General features: G+C 44.2%; 14 protein-coding genes and 1 pseudogene. 7 read left to right on the plus strand and 8 right to left on the minus strand.

Annotation, left to right across the window (positions count from 1 at the left end; all coding sequences use genetic code 11):
* Positions 1–41: 41 nt before the first annotated feature.
* Complete coding sequence (locus FN961_RS20420; RefSeq protein WP_144042014.1) at positions 42–737, minus strand: DedA family protein; 696 nt, start codon at positions 735–737, stop codon at positions 42–44.
* A gap of 394 nt (positions 738–1,131) precedes the next feature.
* Between FN961_RS20420 and FN961_RS20425 the strand changes: the two genes are divergently transcribed.
* The 3 genes from FN961_RS20425 (at position 1,132) to FN961_RS20435 (ending at position 3,787) form a co-directional block, all read left to right on the plus strand.
* Positions 1,132–1,845: a TerC family protein gene (locus FN961_RS20425; protein ID WP_144042015.1), complete on the plus strand. Its 714-nt coding sequence runs from the start codon at positions 1,132–1,134 to the stop codon at positions 1,843–1,845.
* 304 nt (positions 1,846–2,149) lie between these two features.
* Positions 2,150–2,488: a P-II family nitrogen regulator gene (glnK, locus tag FN961_RS20430; RefSeq protein WP_144042016.1), complete on the plus strand. Its 339-nt coding sequence runs from the start codon at positions 2,150–2,152 to the stop codon at positions 2,486–2,488.
* Entirely contained in the window at positions 2,489–3,787 is a 1,299-nt protein-coding gene (locus tag FN961_RS20435; protein WP_144042017.1) for an ammonium transporter, read from the plus strand.
* 114 nt (positions 3,788–3,901) lie between these two features.
* Here FN961_RS20435 and FN961_RS20440 read toward each other — a convergent pair whose 3' ends face one another.
* A complete protein-coding gene (locus FN961_RS20440) occupies positions 3,902–4,276 on the minus strand; it encodes a MipA/OmpV family protein (protein ID WP_229814754.1) in 375 nt (124 codons plus the stop codon).
* A 17-nt stretch (positions 4,277–4,293) separates the two neighbouring features.
* Here FN961_RS20440 and FN961_RS20445 point away from each other — a divergent pair.
* A pseudogene (locus FN961_RS20445) lies at positions 4,294–4,728 on the plus strand (winged helix-turn-helix domain-containing protein); the annotation flags it as partial.
* A complete protein-coding gene (locus FN961_RS20450; RefSeq protein WP_144042019.1) occupies positions 4,725–6,029 on the plus strand; it encodes an ATP-binding protein in 1,305 nt (434 codons plus the stop codon). The pseudogene FN961_RS20445 and the gene FN961_RS20450, both read left to right, overlap by 4 nt.
* Before the next feature lie 29 nt (positions 6,030–6,058).
* Here the strand turns inward: FN961_RS20450 and FN961_RS20455 are convergent, their stop codons facing one another.
* Positions 6,059–7,768, minus strand: coding sequence for a chloride channel protein (locus tag FN961_RS20455; protein ID WP_185972859.1), 1,710 nt, complete (start codon positions 7,766–7,768; stop codon positions 6,059–6,061).
* A 96-nt stretch (positions 7,769–7,864) separates the two neighbouring features.
* Here FN961_RS20455 and FN961_RS20460 point away from each other — a divergent pair, with 96 nt between their 5' ends.
* Both FN961_RS20460 and erpA read left to right on the plus strand, forming a co-directional pair.
* Positions 7,865–8,788: a DUF6776 family protein gene (locus FN961_RS20460; RefSeq protein ID WP_229814752.1), complete on the plus strand. Its 924-nt coding sequence runs from the start codon at positions 7,865–7,867 to the stop codon at positions 8,786–8,788.
* Between the two features lie 80 nt (positions 8,789–8,868).
* A complete protein-coding gene (gene erpA / locus FN961_RS20465) occupies positions 8,869–9,237 on the plus strand; it encodes an iron-sulfur cluster insertion protein ErpA (RefSeq protein WP_144042021.1) in 369 nt (122 codons plus the stop codon).
* A 126-nt stretch (positions 9,238–9,363) separates the two neighbouring features.
* Here erpA and FN961_RS20470 read toward each other — a convergent pair whose 3' ends face one another.
* The 5 genes from FN961_RS20470 to FN961_RS20490 form a co-directional block, all read right to left on the minus strand.
* A complete protein-coding gene (locus tag FN961_RS20470) occupies positions 9,364–9,795 on the minus strand; it encodes a hypothetical protein (RefSeq protein WP_144042041.1) in 432 nt (143 codons plus the stop codon).
* A 97-nt stretch (positions 9,796–9,892) separates the two neighbouring features.
* Complete coding sequence (locus FN961_RS20475) at positions 9,893–10,270, minus strand: DUF2750 domain-containing protein (RefSeq protein WP_144042022.1); 378 nt, start codon at positions 10,268–10,270, stop codon at positions 9,893–9,895.
* A 208-nt stretch (positions 10,271–10,478) separates the two neighbouring features.
* A complete protein-coding gene (gene aqpZ / locus FN961_RS20480; protein ID WP_144042023.1) occupies positions 10,479–11,177 on the minus strand; it encodes an aquaporin Z in 699 nt (232 codons plus the stop codon).
* A 162-nt stretch (positions 11,178–11,339) separates the two neighbouring features.
* Entirely contained in the window at positions 11,340–12,734 is a 1,395-nt protein-coding gene (locus tag FN961_RS20485; protein WP_144042024.1) for an alkaline phosphatase, read from the minus strand.
* Between the two features lie 113 nt (positions 12,735–12,847).
* The gene (locus FN961_RS20490) at positions 12,848–15,367 is read right to left on the minus strand and encodes an alpha/beta hydrolase family protein (protein ID WP_144042025.1); all 2,520 of its coding nucleotides are present in this window, start codon (positions 15,365–15,367) and stop codon (positions 12,848–12,850) included.
* Positions 15,368–15,601 lie beyond the last annotated feature (234 nt).

Consider the following 15,601-nt stretch of genomic DNA (forward strand, 5'->3'; position numbering starts at 1 on the left):
GATAAAAGCTAGAAAGCCGAAGTGGTTAGCTCCGGCTTTTTTTATGAAGGCATGGTTTTATTCGGTAAAGGTGAAATCGGTTTCACTGTTCGTTTTCTTTTGAGAAAAAAGCTGGTCAAGAGGCTAATGATGGCAATGCCTAACGTTAAAAAAGGTGCAATCATCAGTCCCATTGTGACGACTTTAGCGATCTTCTCCGGTAGAAACGAGAGTGAGTAACCGAACCCAAGCAGTAATGCACTCCAAATAGCGGCACTTAACCAAGCAAAGTAATGGAAATGAGCCACTTTCTTAATATGTAGTCCCATCATCAATGGTAGTAAAGGTCGAACGACAGGGATAAAACGAGCGGTAAACAACGCCAGTAGCCCATGGCGGTTGAGTAAACTATCCACTGTCTTCATGCGTTTTTCAGGTACAGCATCTATCCACTTCTGAATTTTTGGCAGTTTATGTAACCATCGCCCCTGTATGAAGGCGACCCAACTGCCGGTTGCTGCAGCAACAACTAAAATCAGAAAGACCAATGGCAGACTTATAATGCCAGCTGCAGCTAAACTTCCCGACAGGATGACGACACTATCACAAGGCAGTGGTGCTGCAGGAAGAAGGGCACTTTCAAGCCAGATAAGTGAAAAAACACATAGGTATATCATCGCTGCACTGCCGGGGCTTTGTAACAGCGCAAAATCTTGCTGCCACAGGGCGGTGAGTACTGAGATAAATGAATCTAGCATACTGGTGTTCCTAAAGAGGGCTGATATTGTGCTCAAACCGTTTGGTTAGGCTGAGCATACTTCTAGTGATTGAGATAAACCCTTATGCCTCACTATACATCAGGTATTTATTGTCCCCTATCAACTATGCGGAACATTAATAAACTTACATCTTCTGTTAATTATTAATTAATATAAGCTTGCTTAAAGTACCCTGACCAATCTTCCTTTTATTGTTTATCACTAGATTTAGAACACTCAACTTCAATCATTCTATGTAGTGAACCTACCTGTTGATGATGACGCTTGTATTCCTGCAAGTGCGCTGAGTTTTCCTGACCATAACGGATAGCCCTTATAACCATGTTCATTACCTTTAATGAACGTGGCGCATACTTTATCTTTGGAATTTAAAATGGAACTGCTACTCGATCCCAATGCCTGGTTGGCATTGTTGACCTTAACCCTGCTAGAAATAGTCTTAGGTATCGATAATATTATCTTCATCAGCATCTTAGTGAGCCGACTGCCTGCACATCAAAGAGAGCGTGCCCGCACTTTGGGACTAGGCTTAGCGATGCTAAGTCGTATCTTACTGTTGATCTCTATCGCATGGGTGATGAAACTGACTGCGCCTTTCTTTAGTGTGATGGAGCATGCTGTTTCTGGGCGAGATCTCATCTTGCTGTTTGGCGGACTCTTCCTTATCTACAAGAGTACCACTGAAATCCATGCCTGCTTAGAAGGGGAGAGTGAGGAAGCGCCGAAGGTTAAAAGCAGTGGTTTTATGTTTACCTTACTCCAAATCGCCATCTTAGATATCGTGTTTTCATTGGACTCGGTGATCACCGCTGTCGGCATGGCCGATGATGTTGAGGTGATGATACTGGCGATAGTGATAGCTGTTGGTGTGATGATGTTTGCAGCTAAATCAGTGGGTGATTTCGTTGAGAAACACCCAACGGTGAAGATGTTAGCATTAACTTTTCTGACTTTAATTGGCTTCACTTTAGTGGGTGAAAGCTTTGGTCTACATATCCCTAAAGCTTATATCTATTTTGCGATTGGTTTCTCTATCTCGGTCGAGATGTTGAACTTAAGAGCTAAATCGAAGAAGTTGCAAAGTTAACGATTCATTGAGCTACAGCTAAGTTTTATCAGAGAAGCCTGCCACTACGGCGGGCTTTTTTCTCTCTTTTGTTCTCTTCTACTATTTCCCATTCCAGATCTTGCTGCACTTCTATGTCGCAAAGGTGCAGGAGTGTGCACTATTAGCGTGCATGTCAACTTTTGATGCACCAGTCTGATGCGCTTTAATGGCCAGGTAAAACTCATTGTTATGTTAATGCTTTGAAAATATAGATTTTTCGTTAATGGCCTAATTCCTGCTTTACCGTTACTTATATTTACTATTTGTATAACGGGAGATGGCATTGAAACTGATCACCGCAATCATAAAACCTTTTAAGTTAGATGATGTCCGTGAGGCGCTGTCTACATTGGGAGTTCAAGGTTTAACGGTCACTGAAGTTAAAGGTTTTGGACGTCAGAAAGGACACGCCGAACTTTATCGAGGTGCTGAATATTCTGTCGATTTCCTGCCGAAAATCAAACTGGAAATTGCAATTAGCAGTGGCCATGAAGATGAAGTGATAGAAGCGATTATAGCGGCCGCCAATACCGGGAAAATTGGTGACGGAAAAATATTTGTCTCACCACTTGAGCAAGTTGTCCGCATTAGAACGTCAGAAGAAGGTGATGAGGCAATTTAGATGAAATGGATTAAAGGGTGTTTTTTGATTAGTTTTAGCCTGTTATCTTTACCTGTTTTGGCTGAAGAAAGTGGGTTTAATGGTGCGAATACTGCTTGGGTACTAAGTGCATCAGCGTTGGTCTTGTTAATGACGTTACCGGGTTTAGCCCTGTTTTATGGCGGGTTAGTTCGCAGTAAAAATGTGCTCTCGATTCTTATGCAATGTTTCTCAATTGCAGGTCTCGCATCTGTGCTCTGGTTTGTGTTGGGTTACTCATTGGCGTTTGATAGCGGTAACGGCTTTATCGGTGGCTTGGATAAAGTGATGCTGGCAGGCGTTGGCAGAGATGATCTGGTTGGTGATATTCCTGAACCGCTATTTATGTTGTTTCAGATGACCTTTGCGATTATTACGCCCGCGTTGATTATCGGTGGCTTTGCAGAGCGAATGAAGTTCTCTGCCGTAATGTTGTTTTCGGGTGCATGGTTATTATTGGTTTACGCTCCAATAACTCACTGGGTTTGGGGCGGAGGCTGGTTAGCCGAGTTAGGCTTATATGATTTTGCTGGTGGTACCGTGGTGCACATCACCGCCGGTGTGGCAGCACTAGTTGCTGCAAAAGTACTTGGTCCACGTAAAGGCTTTTTGAATTCAGCTATTTTGCCTCATAACTTGACGATGACCTTAATGGGGGCTGGCATGTTATGGGTTGGCTGGTTTGGCTTTAACGGTGGCAGTGCCTTAGGGGCTAACGGTAGTGCGGCGATGGCCATTTTGGTGACGCATCTAGCGGCATCAATGGGAGCGATGACCTGGGCTGCAATAGAGTGGATTAAGTTTGGTAAACCTAGTGCCTTGGGAATTGTGACTGGCATGGTTGCTGGGCTTGGTACGATTACGCCAGCATCAGGGTATGTAGGGCCTGGTGGCGCACTTGTGATTGGTCTCTTAGGCGGCATTGTCTGTTTTTACTCTACGGTTTATATCAAACAAAAATTGAAAATCGATGACTCATTAGATGTGTTTCCCGTGCACGGTGTTGGCGGTATTCTGGGAACGTTATTGGCAGGTGTCTTTAGTTCAACACAACTTGGTGTGTTTAGCGGTTATGGCTTTGCTGAGGGTAATGAGACCATGCTAGATCAACTCGGAGTACAATTTATTGGTGTTATCGCCACTTTTGCCTATACCGCAGTTGTTTCTTGGGTGTTGTTTATTATTATCGGCAAACTGCTCAATGGATTAAGAGTCAGTACAGAGCAAGAGATCACAGGCTTAGATCAATCTGAACATGAAGAGAGTGGTTATATTCTGTAGAATTTATCGTCTATTGATATTCCCAAAAAAAACAGCCACTGAAATTCAGTGGCTGTTTGCATTAATGGATATGAAATCCTCTCATTCTTGAGGATGGATTATATTCAAGTATGGTTAGAAGCTGTAAGTGAGTCCAAGGCTAGACACCCACTGGTTTTTGCTTTCAATTAGCGGTGAATCAGCAATGCTAGACCCTAAACGAGAGTAGCCAGTTGACTGAGTCAGATCGAGATGCTCTGATAATGGCACCACCAGTGAATAACCTGCTTTATAGACGAAGGTGCTACTGCCTTTATGTGCAGGGCGTTTAGTCGTTGCTTCTGAAGTTAATACACCAGTGTAATAGTTCACGTAGTCGCTACCCAAGTAGCTTGCGCCGACGAAGGGCACAAAATCGGCAAAGCCAAGATTCATAGGATGGTAATAGGTCACACCTGCTTGATAGCCATTATAAACGCCTGTCACGTCGTGCTGAAATTTGGCCGACAAAGTCCCTTTTCCCAAACGTAAAAGGGCTAGAGCTAGGAGCGGACGATTACCTGACTAAACCGATACGCCCTCAGGTGCTACTAGCCCGTATTAAAGCATTATTGCGCCGCGCCAGTGACGAAGAGCCTAAGTTGCAACTGGTGTTTGATTCGCTAGTGCTAAATGCGACCGCACAATCTGTCACTATCGATCAGCAACCAGTGAATTTAAACGCCAATGAGTTTGATGTATTGTGGCTGTTAGCGCTGAAAGCGGGCACCATAGTGAGTCGTATTGATCTTACTTATCAATTGCGTGGTATTGAATACGATGGTTTAGATCGCTCAATCGATAATCGTATTTCACGGTTACGTAATAAGTTAAACAAAGCCCCCAAGCAACCCTTTAAAGTGCGCACTATTCGCGGCAAGGGTTATCTGTTTTGCCGTGACGATAATACGTTAGAATCATGAGAATGTTAATGAGTTCGCTAGTGCTGGTGGTACTGGCTACTATCGCTGGTTTAGGTTGGTCAATTAGCGAGTTTGCGGCTCTGCAAAATCAAGATACAGCAACTGCTAACGTCAACAGTCGAATAGCGGCATTAAAACTTGTTGGCAGCACGCTAGCCATTAGTTTTGATAGTGAAACCGGTCTCAGCGACTCTTTTATCCGCAACTGGAATAAGCACAATACCGAACAGCTATCGTTGGTGTCCTCGGCTGAGTTCGGTCTTCCACGATCACTGCAGTTGCAGTTTGATACAGGAGCGCCTTTGTTACTTGAATCTAACGAAGGCATTTCGCTGCACTACCGCCTACCCAATACGGGGAAAATACTGAACATCAGCACCAATTTGCTAACACCACCAGAGGTTATGTTTACGCTTAATGAGCTCTATACCATTATCTTTTATGTTGGGGTTGTTATGATTCTGCTGCTATGGATATCCCCCTTAATACGGCAGTTAGTCAACTTGAGTAAGGTCACAGAGGCCTTTGGGATGGGAGAGTTAGGGCAGCGGATCAAAGTCAGTAAAACTTCCTACATAAGCTCAATTGAAATACAATTTAATCGTATGGCAGATTGCATTCAGGAGTTACTTGATGACAACAAGTTACTGAGCAGTGCTGTATCTCATGACCTTAAAACGCCGATAGCAAGACTGAGGTTCGGAATCGAGGCTTTGGAAGAAACTCAGAATGAGCAGTTGCGAGTTAAGTACTTTCAACGCATTAATCGGGATCTGGATACCATGGAGGATCTGGTGGTTACTTTGCTCAGCTATGCACATTTGGAGCAGGCAAATATTCAGCCGGATTTACAACCCATTGAGCTCAATAGTTGGCTACGAGATATTGTGAAACATTGTGTTCACCCTGAGCGTCAGATTGACTTTATTGGGTTTACCAAGCCTGTTGTGATTTACACTGACCCCAAATACTTGTCGATGCAGGTGAATAATCTACTCAGTAATGCCGTTCGGTTTAGCCGATCGCGTATCTTCTTAATGGTGATAGTTGATGAGGCTGGGTTATGGGTTCATGTTGAGGATGACGGTAAAGGTATTGATGACGAAGAAGCCATGCAGGTGATAAAACCCTTTGTTCGAGGTCAACACAGTCGTGGCAATGCGGGCCACGGTATGGGGCTTGCCATTGTGAATCGAATTGGGCAATGGATGGGCTCGCCTTTGTGTATTGGGCACTCTACTATTTTAGGTGGGGCGCGAGTATCACTTCACTTCAAGTCATTCACTGAGAAAAGCGATTAAAATTAATTGATATAACTCCATTCAATTCCCTAATCTTGCCCTGAACGTATCTCTTTTTGTAGCGCAGCCCAGCTTACAACACCCACAACGTTATCTCTATGTTCCTGATAGATATAGACCTCACCTCGTCGTTTAGGGGAGAGAATATCATAGGCCTCATTGAGTGTGGCAGTATCTGGAAGGCCTTTAATGGGATGGCGGGTGAGCGAACTGTCTTTATCTGAAAGTTGCATCTCTAGCTGTAACATCTCCATCATGCCAAGTCCGTTACGAACGAGTACTGAGCGGCCTTCTGCACGTTTAAGCACCTCAAGTAATAGCTCGTTGTTATCGGTGACGATAACCATACGTTTATCCATTAAGGCGCGGACACCGATTTTTTGCAGTGCCAACTTAACGGCTGAGACTTTGTAGCCTAGTCCCATAATATCTAGCTGCCTTAAGAGCAAAGAGGTTGTATTAAAGGCTTTATTAGCAACAAGAAAGGCGGGAATGCTGACAAACATCGCTGGCAGTATAATAGAGGGGTTATTGGTCATCTCAAGTAAGGCTACGAGTGCGGCTAATGGCGCGCTTAGGCAAACCCCCATCACGGTGATCATCCCAATGATGGTATAGAAACCAATATAAGGGGTGATAGAGGGAAAGAAGACGGCACTGGCAAGGGCTAATATGGCACCGACGAGGGCCCCAATCCCATACAACGGACCTATCATTCCCCCTGGAACAGCTAGCCCTATTGCGGCAATCGTCGCAATCATTTTGCAGACTAACAGCGCGATTAAAAATACTATGCTGGGGTGTTCATGGATAGCTTGTGTGATGGTGAGTTGGCCACTGCCCAATGCTTCTGGAATAAGTAAACCGACAATGGTGGTGATAACCCCTGCAAGTAGCAAGCGATAGATAAGCGGCCAGTGTTGACCTGTTGCAGTAACTTTTAATAAAGAGGCATTAAATAGGGCGGCTACACAACCTAAAATTACACCACAGATTGCCAAAATGGGATACTGGGATAGTGGGATATCGATGATGCCAATCTGCTCGTATTCGTGAACGTTTCCGAAGACAAGCTGTGAAGATACGGTGCCACAAATAGCTGCAATGATAATAGGGAGAAAATAATGCGCTTTGTATTCCCGTAAAATCACTTCGAATACGAAAATAACCGCAGCGAGAGGAGTATTGAAAGTGGCGGCGATCCCAGCTGCAATCCCACTGGAGCAAATAATGCGCACGCTATTATCGGGTAACTTAAATTTTTCAGCCATGACACTGGCTGTGACGGCTCCCAGATGAATAACGGGTCCCTCTAATCCAACGGAGAAGTTGGCGGATAGCGCGAATAGAGCCTGAAAAAACTGACTTGGGGCTGTTTGCAGTGGAAGTTTACCATAATGTAATTTAACCCTATGTAATACATAGGCGATCCCCATACGTTTATAGCGTTTTGAGGTCATTCGAGCGACAATCCAAATTAAAACTGAGCCGATAAGCGGTAATAAGACTCGCCAGTCGTCGATTACCTCAGTAAAATCCAACTCGCTGGTTTGAGTATAGGTATTGATCCACTGAAGCAATAAGCGAAACAGTATGATCACAGCTGATGCCATCAGTGCAAATACTAAGGCGAGCAGTGACAACTGTAGACTGACCTTTGCCTGAGATAAGATATCTTTAAGATCAGCGTTTAGGTACTTCTGCCATTGAACACGGATTTTTTTGAGTCGATACAGCAAAAGCGCCTTCCAGATTATCCTTTGTCGTCACCATGTTTAGTGAAACAAAAGTTAAAATAAGTCATTAAAACCATTTAGAGAAGAGGTTGTTAGTTAATGCCAAATTATCATCGTTGGGTCGATCGTATGCAAGTGATTGAACGCAAGATCAGACCATCGAGTGTGTACCTTTTACTCTTAGTACTCGTGGCATTCGCCATTGGTGGCTTGAGTATGAGCCTTTGGTTCGATCAAAATCAACCAAAAAAACAGAGTAACACAGAAGAGGTTGATAAATGGGCTAAAGAGCTCAATGCTCAAGCTCAAATTCTGGCATCAAGGAATTTGGAACTGGTGTTAGAGCGAGAAAGCAGTGAACAAATGCAGCAAATGTTCGCTGAGCAACACCATAAGCAGCGTGAGTTAGAGAGGGAACTTAGATTTTATCGCAGCATTATGGCGCCAGAAAATAATGCCGATGGCGTGTCTATTGAAGCGGTTGAGTTCACGCCGAGTCTGCTACCGAGGCAATATCGACTCCAGCTTATTTTAACTCAGCTGCAAAAACGCAAACAGTCCCTCAAAGGCAAGTCATCAATCACTTTAGTTGGTGTTCAGCAGGGTAAGGTGGTTGAGCTAGATGTCGCCACACTCATGGACAGTAAAGAGGTGTTCGATTTCAATTTTAGATACTTTCAGATTTTAGACGCTGAAATTACCTTGCCAGAAGGCTTTGAGTTATCCCGTGTTAGGGCTAAAGTTAAGGTACCGTCGAGTCGCTGGACTAAAGGGTCTGAGGCCGAAGTCGAATACAGTGTGGAGCAGTTGTTACCTGAGTATACTCGTGAGGGGCAATTAGCTGAGGAGTTGGCTGTAAAAGAGGCGCTCAATAAAACACTAAATAAGACAGAAGTTGGAGCTGATATTGGCTTGGTTTCTGATGTTATTCTAGAGGAAAACGCATTGGGTAAAAGTGGTGTTGACGCTAACCTAGTGAAAGATGACCTTTTAGGTAGCTCTGTGAGTGAGTCACAGAAGTAAAAATGATATAAGTATAATACTTGAACAAAATAGTCAGGTATTGGATAATCCCGCTCAGGTAATCGATGTAAGAGGTACTAATGTCTGAAGAAATAGCTGAACAAGCAACGGAACAAGATGAATTGCCAATCCAATTTACGGATGCGGCAGCGTCAAAGGTTAAAACCTTACTCGACGAAGAAGAAAATGATGCGTTGAAGCTTCGGGTATACGTTACCGGTGGTGGTTGTTCTGGTTTTCAGTATGGGTTTACCTTCGATGAGAAAGTCAATGAAGGTGACTTTACGGTTGAAAAACAAGGTGTACAACTTGTCGTTGACCCGATGAGTTTGCAGTACTTAGTGGGCGGTGAAGTGGATTACACTTCAGGTCTTGAGGGTTCTCGCTTTTTCGTGAAAAACCCAAATGCAACAACAACCTGTGGTTGCGGCGCGAGCTTCTCTGTTTAGTACACTCACAGTTAGTTGAACATTTTCAATAAAAAAGCCAGCATTAGCTGGCTTTTTTGTGTCTTGAACACTTATGCCACATCCCATGGATGGGAGATGTGGTGTTTGTGTCTTGCGTTCTGCTAGCTAATTCATGATGTTCAAGTTTATCTTACTGTTAAAATAAGCTTTAACTTTAGGTGTGAACGCTATCCATACCTGCAATATAGACAATAAGATCAATATGGCGAAAATAAAGTAGTCAGGTACTTTTCCTTCGAATCCACCGAGCTTAAACAGTGATGGATTACCGACCACTAAGTTATCGGGATCATATAATATAATCGGAAGCATACTGATCAAACCGAGTTGTATCACCGTATAGCCTTGCAACATATACATGGCTGATCTTTGACGCCCGAGTATGGCAACAACCATTAGCAAGGTCAGTATACAGAACAGTACGCCTTGCTTGGCAATGATGCCACTGATAGAAGCGACAGCGAAGAACAGACATAAAGCAGCAAGTCGCTTAGGCAACTTGGTTTTATGCTTTGTCTGGCCGCGCTGATTGGTGATGGACTGATCTTGGGTATCAAGATCAGTCTCTGCACTTTCATTGTCTACGGCTTTAGAGGCTTTAGGCTCCAAGTTGTTTCTCCCCGCTAAACTCGAACTAGTGTTTTTGTTGCTTTGTTGGTGCTAAACGTTGAGCAACATCAAAAGGTTCGATGACAACACCTAAGTCGTCTTGAACAGGGAACACAGCAACAAACAGATCATCATCCTGCATACCAGGAACCCAACGCTCTAACCATTCATCTTGCGGGATTGCCAGTGGAGTGCAATCTTTCCAGTCATCGACAGCCCATAAGTTAGCGGCTTCTTCGCTTGGCCACATTGGGATGCAATCTTCATCATCAGTGGTGAGCATCACACAACCATCGTTGTCTTGTAGTGTCCAAAGTGTTTTATGCTCTTTGGCCTGCTCGACGAAGTAGTCGTATCTTGCTTCGGGTGTCATTTGACTTGCTTCTTTCGCGCTTTTACTCATGGTGTTATCTCATCTATTTGCTTGGGCCTGAGCCAATTGATGCAGATAATAGCATCTCGTCGGATGGAAATTAAAAGGTTTTAGCAGATAGCTGAAGAGAAATAGTAGATTTAAGGATTTTGGCTGATAGAAAAAAGAAAAACGACGCTTATCTGAGGATCCTAGCGTCGTTTTTGTTATTGAGATTTGAACGTGTTTTTGACTGTGATTAGCTTTCTTTAGTGTCAAAGAACTTGTAGATCACCCCAGCCAATATTGCACCTGCAATCGGGGCAACCCAAAATAACCACAGTTGAGACGTCGCCCAATCGCCAACAAAGAGTGCCGGACCTGTACTACGGGCAGGGTTAACAGAAGTGTTAGTCACCGGAATACTGATAAGGTGGATCAAGGTAAGCCCTAAGCCGATAGCGATAGGGGCAAATCCTTGAGGAGCACGCTTATCGGTTGCACCTAAGATGATCAATAGGAAGAATAGCGTCATTACCACTTCAGTGACTAAGGCTGACGTTAGGTTATAACCTCCAGGCGAGTGATCGCCATATCCGTTAGAAGCAAAACCATCAGCAAGGCTAAAGTCAGCATTACCTGAGGCAATAAGGAATAATATTCCAGCTCCGGCAATACCACCTGCAACTTGAGCGATGATGTAAGGCAGTAGTTCATTGGCAGGGAAGCGTCCGCCAGCCCATAGTCCTATTGATACGGCAGGGTTGAGGTGGCAACCGGAGATATGCCCTATGGCGTAAGCCATGGTCAGTACGGTTAGACCGAAGGCAAATGCGACACCTAAAAAGCCGATTCCTAATTCGGGAAAACCGGCGGCTAATACGGCGCTACCACAGCCACCTAAAACAAGCCAAAGTGTACCAATAAATTCAGCAGTCATTTTTTGAGTTATATTCATTTAACAGTTCCTTATGTATTGTCACCAGCCTCAGATTCAGGGTAATTCTGAGTGTGATGCACAATAATTAGACTTAACTACTTTACGGGTTACTAATCAAGTGTGAAAGTGAATTTTATTATCAATCTTGTTACATTTTTGAGTGTTAGCCTCTTTATCGCGTTACTTTGTTTTACCGTCTTGCGCTTTAATGATGTCGATTAAACGGGCGCCTATTTCGGTATTATCTTTGTGACCAGTGAAGAATTGTTGACCTTTTCCATAGGCGAAAATGGGTACATCAATCGCGGTATGTCCGCTTGTGGTCCAGCCGGTATAGGTGGCTTTATCGATAAAGTGTAGTAAATCTTTTTCAATGAGCTTAGCTGACTTTTCTTCTGTTAATCGGCTATTGAGCTGAAGTCGCAGTGAGTCTAGGTTTTTAGCATCGATGTTAAAGCGAATATGTTGAGCTAAAAATGTAGATAAAGTGGCGGAAGTATCGAGCACTGTAAGGTCGTCAACGATCGCTCGTGCGATAGCATTGGGTAAGCTGGTAACATAATGAAGTAGCTTACCTTTCCATTGATAAACACCATCACTGCCAAGTGTTAGTCCACCCGTTGAGTGGTCTGCTGTTGCCACAAGTAATGTATCGGGATTGGCGTCGATAAATGTTTTAACGTGTTCTAGGGTTGTGGCAAAATCATGCATTTCATTCATTGCACAAGCGACGTCATTTCTGTGACCACACCAATCTATTTGACTGGCTTCGACCATGAGTACAAATGGCGCCTCTTGGTCAGAGAGTAATTCCAGTGCTTTGTGAGTCATGGTCGCTAACCTTAAGGGGTCTTCACTTCCTAAGGCGAAAGGTAAGCCCTTGGGCGCAAATAAGCCTAATGCAGGTAGTGATTTAATCGTATTTAAATCGCTTAATTTATCAATGTATTGATAGCCTAGCTGTGTGAATTCTTGGGTTAAATCTCTGTGCTCTCTAACAAAATATCGAGTGCCTCCGCCTAACATTAAGTCGGCAATCGGCCGGCCATTGATGACATTTGATAGATAGCTGTCGGCTATTTCATCGTAATTTTTACGACTTTGGTTATGGGCGAGAAAGCTGGCCGGTGTCGCGTGGTTTATCTGGGATGTAACAACAACAGCGGTGAGCTTGCCTTGCGCTTTAGCGACTTCAAGCATAGTGGATAAGGGGTTGTGCTCATGATCCACTGAGATGGCACCATTATAGGTTTTATGGCTGGTGGCGAGTGCAGTGGCCGATGAAGCGGAATCTGTAACGTAGGTGTCATCATCGGGATAAGTGCTCGACATTCCCACAAGAAGTTGATCAAAAATAGTTTTCTCAACCACTCTAGTGGTCGGATTGTCGGCATAGTAGCGATAGGCGGTTGTGTACGCTGGTCCCATGCCATCGCCGATAAGGTAGATGATATTTTTTGGCAGTTGCTTGGCATCTGTAACATGAAGTGATGGTGCGTCTTGAGCTAATAATGGTTGTGATGCAAAACAGCTGCAAAGAGCCGAAATAGTGAGGAGCTTGTTTAGCTGATGCATAAGTGTAGTGTTCCCTAAAGCGGCTCTATACATATTAGAGCCAATAATTTACGCCGCACAGAACCCAAGATGCCATCAAGGAGCCATTTTATAGACTCCTGAAGGGCTATGGATTAGTGAAATGAGACTTGAGTCTCTATTGTTTTGTGTTGAGGTTGATTTCCATGGCTCAGCTTTGGTTGCATGAGGTGCTGCTTAAGCCAGTTTTCTTGCTCCCAAAGCATATGCAGTATCGATTCTTTTGCTTTGTAGCTGTGGCTCTCAAATGGGAAGGTGACGAGTCTAGATTTTCCCCCTAGACCGCGAATGGCTTTATATAAACGGGCCGATTGCATTGGGTAGGTACCTGAATTTGAATCCATCTCTCCATGCATCAATAGTAGGGGCTCATCGATTTTATCTGCATGGGTAAAAGGAGATATCTGTTGATATAAGCTGGGTGCCTCCCAAAAATTACGTTTCTCATGTTGGAACCCAAAAGGGGTTAAGGTGCGATTATAAGCGCCACTTCTTGCGATCCCTGCTGCAAACAGATCTGAGTGTGCTAGCAGGTTTGCCACCATAAACGCTCCATAAGAGTGGCCGCCAATCGCTATTCGTTCTCTATCTGCAATGCCCATATCGACTAACGTGTCGATAGCTGCGGTGGCATTGTTAACCAATTGAGTTCTGAAGCTGTCATTGGGCTTATCATTGCCTTCGCCGATGATAGGCATGGCTACTCGGTCAAAAATGGCAAAACCGTTGGCGACAAAGGGAACAGGTCCTTTAGCACTTATCTGTGTGTATTGATTCACAGAGTAGTTAACCTGACTCGCGACTTCAGGGTTTTTGTACTCTCTGGGATACGCCCACATAAGGACTGGAAGCGGGCCATCCTCTTTTTTGTAACCAGATGGCAGATAGAGAACTCCTGAAAGCGGCAGCCCATCATTGCGTTCATAGGTGACAAGCTGTCTGCTCATGCCCTTGAATTCACCTAGTGGTAGTTGTTTCTGATATAAGACTTTCTCTTTGCCGGATTCAACATTTAACAGCACCAAGTGTGATGGTGTGTCTCTTGACTGTCGGTTAATGACCAAGGTCAATGGCTTGAGTTTGGTGACATATTTAACGGTTTCAAGTTGTTTATCTGATGAGTGCCACAGAGTGTGGGTGTTGTGTTCATCTGCATCATTATTACCGTATTGTGACAAGGTGAGTGATTTTAGAAAAGGCTGATATCCCTGTGGTGATGCACCAAGGCCGTAATGAAGTAGGGTGTTGTTCTTGATATGAAATACACGCCCTAGTGACTGACCATCTTGAGTGAATGGCTTACGATAGAGGCTTCCAGGGTCATTATACGTATCGCGGCTCGCTTTTTGGTACCAGAGGGATAACGGATTACCAGCCTGCTTTTGTGTATCTAAAAAGCTGACTCGAATCTGTTTTTTATCAGAGTGACGCTCCGTGATAAGCGCTCTGTTTTGCTCTCCCCATGAGACTTTACTGATCCTCCATGGCGTCTTAACCAGGGCTTGAGGAGATAGGTTAAAGGGGGCATTGAGTTGCAGTAACTGATCTCTATGTGCAACTTCGGTTCTGCTATCCCCTTCATCTAACGCTTTGACATAGGCTAGGGTACTGGGTTTATCGCTACGCCAGTGTACCATTCGTGGGCCTTTTCTGACCGAGTCGCTACCTGGAGGACGATACTCGCCACTTTCAAGCTGGGCAAGGGTACGAAGTTTACTGCCTGAGGTATGAAAAACCTCGAGGGTTTGGGCAAAATCATAGTATTTCACCATATGAGAAAACGGTGCAGAGATGCGTTTTACCAAAAGGTAGCGATCATCTGGTGAGACGCTATAGCTTCTATTTATTGCCGGTGTACCTATTTTAATGATGCTGCCATCGAGGGAGATAATACTCAATTGGCTGGTGGTTAGTGAGCTGAACTCCGCTTCGTCTTGGGCATTTTTTAATAGATCTTGATAGGTTCTTCTAGGGGCTTTTTTACCTAAGGTTTCACTGACATTAGGGCTGATACTTTGGGTTGTAGACCTTAAAGGCTCTGCAGTGATGGCTAGGTTAGTGATCACTCCCTTACTGCTGTTTAGCCATTTATAGCTAAGTCCGAGACTGGCATTAAGTCGTTTGGGGTTAAGTTTGGTGGTGAGATGAGTGCCTATTTCATACAGGTAGAGATCGGCTCCGGATTCAGATAATCCAATAAAGCTTAAAAAGCGACTGTCGGGGGAGAACTGAACATTCGTTAGCTCAATGTTCAATGGTAGCGTCACCTTTACGGGCTCAGCGCGTAAACTTGCCGAGTTTACGTTTATTAGCTCAATGCTTAAGTAGCGGGATTTTATCCGGCTAGGAATGAGTTGCTTGGGGGAGAGTCTCAGTCCTGCTAGTTTTAGTTCAGTTTTTGCGAGAGTTTGAATTGATTGATGTGTTCTGGGTGTCAGTACCGCAAGCCATTGGCCATCATCAGATAAGCGGGTACTCACTTTTTTAGTTTGCTCGACGACATCCTGCAGTGGTTTAGTGGGCAACTGGTAGCCACTGCTCAATGCAGTTTGACTGAACACCAGTAGGGAGACAAACGCGATTAGCGCATACCTTGGCAAGGTGGGATGGAACATTCTTATCTCCTGAGACTAAGTAAAACTGACAAATGGACGTTAGCCGTTAATTAGGCTGCAGCTTCTTATTCTGAGGTGAGTACCGTGTGGTTATCTCCTCAATTGGAGCTGGTTGCTAACTGGTTATACTTGTAGTGAATTTGATGAGTGACGGCAATCCGTACAGGGTCGTTTATTTGTTGTTTATACATCTATTTAACATCTATGACTTTATTTATCAATTGGTTATCTTGT

It is taken from the genome of Shewanella hanedai (assembly GCF_007197645.1).
Lineage (GTDB): Bacteria > Pseudomonadota > Gammaproteobacteria > Enterobacterales > Shewanellaceae > Shewanella > Shewanella hanedai.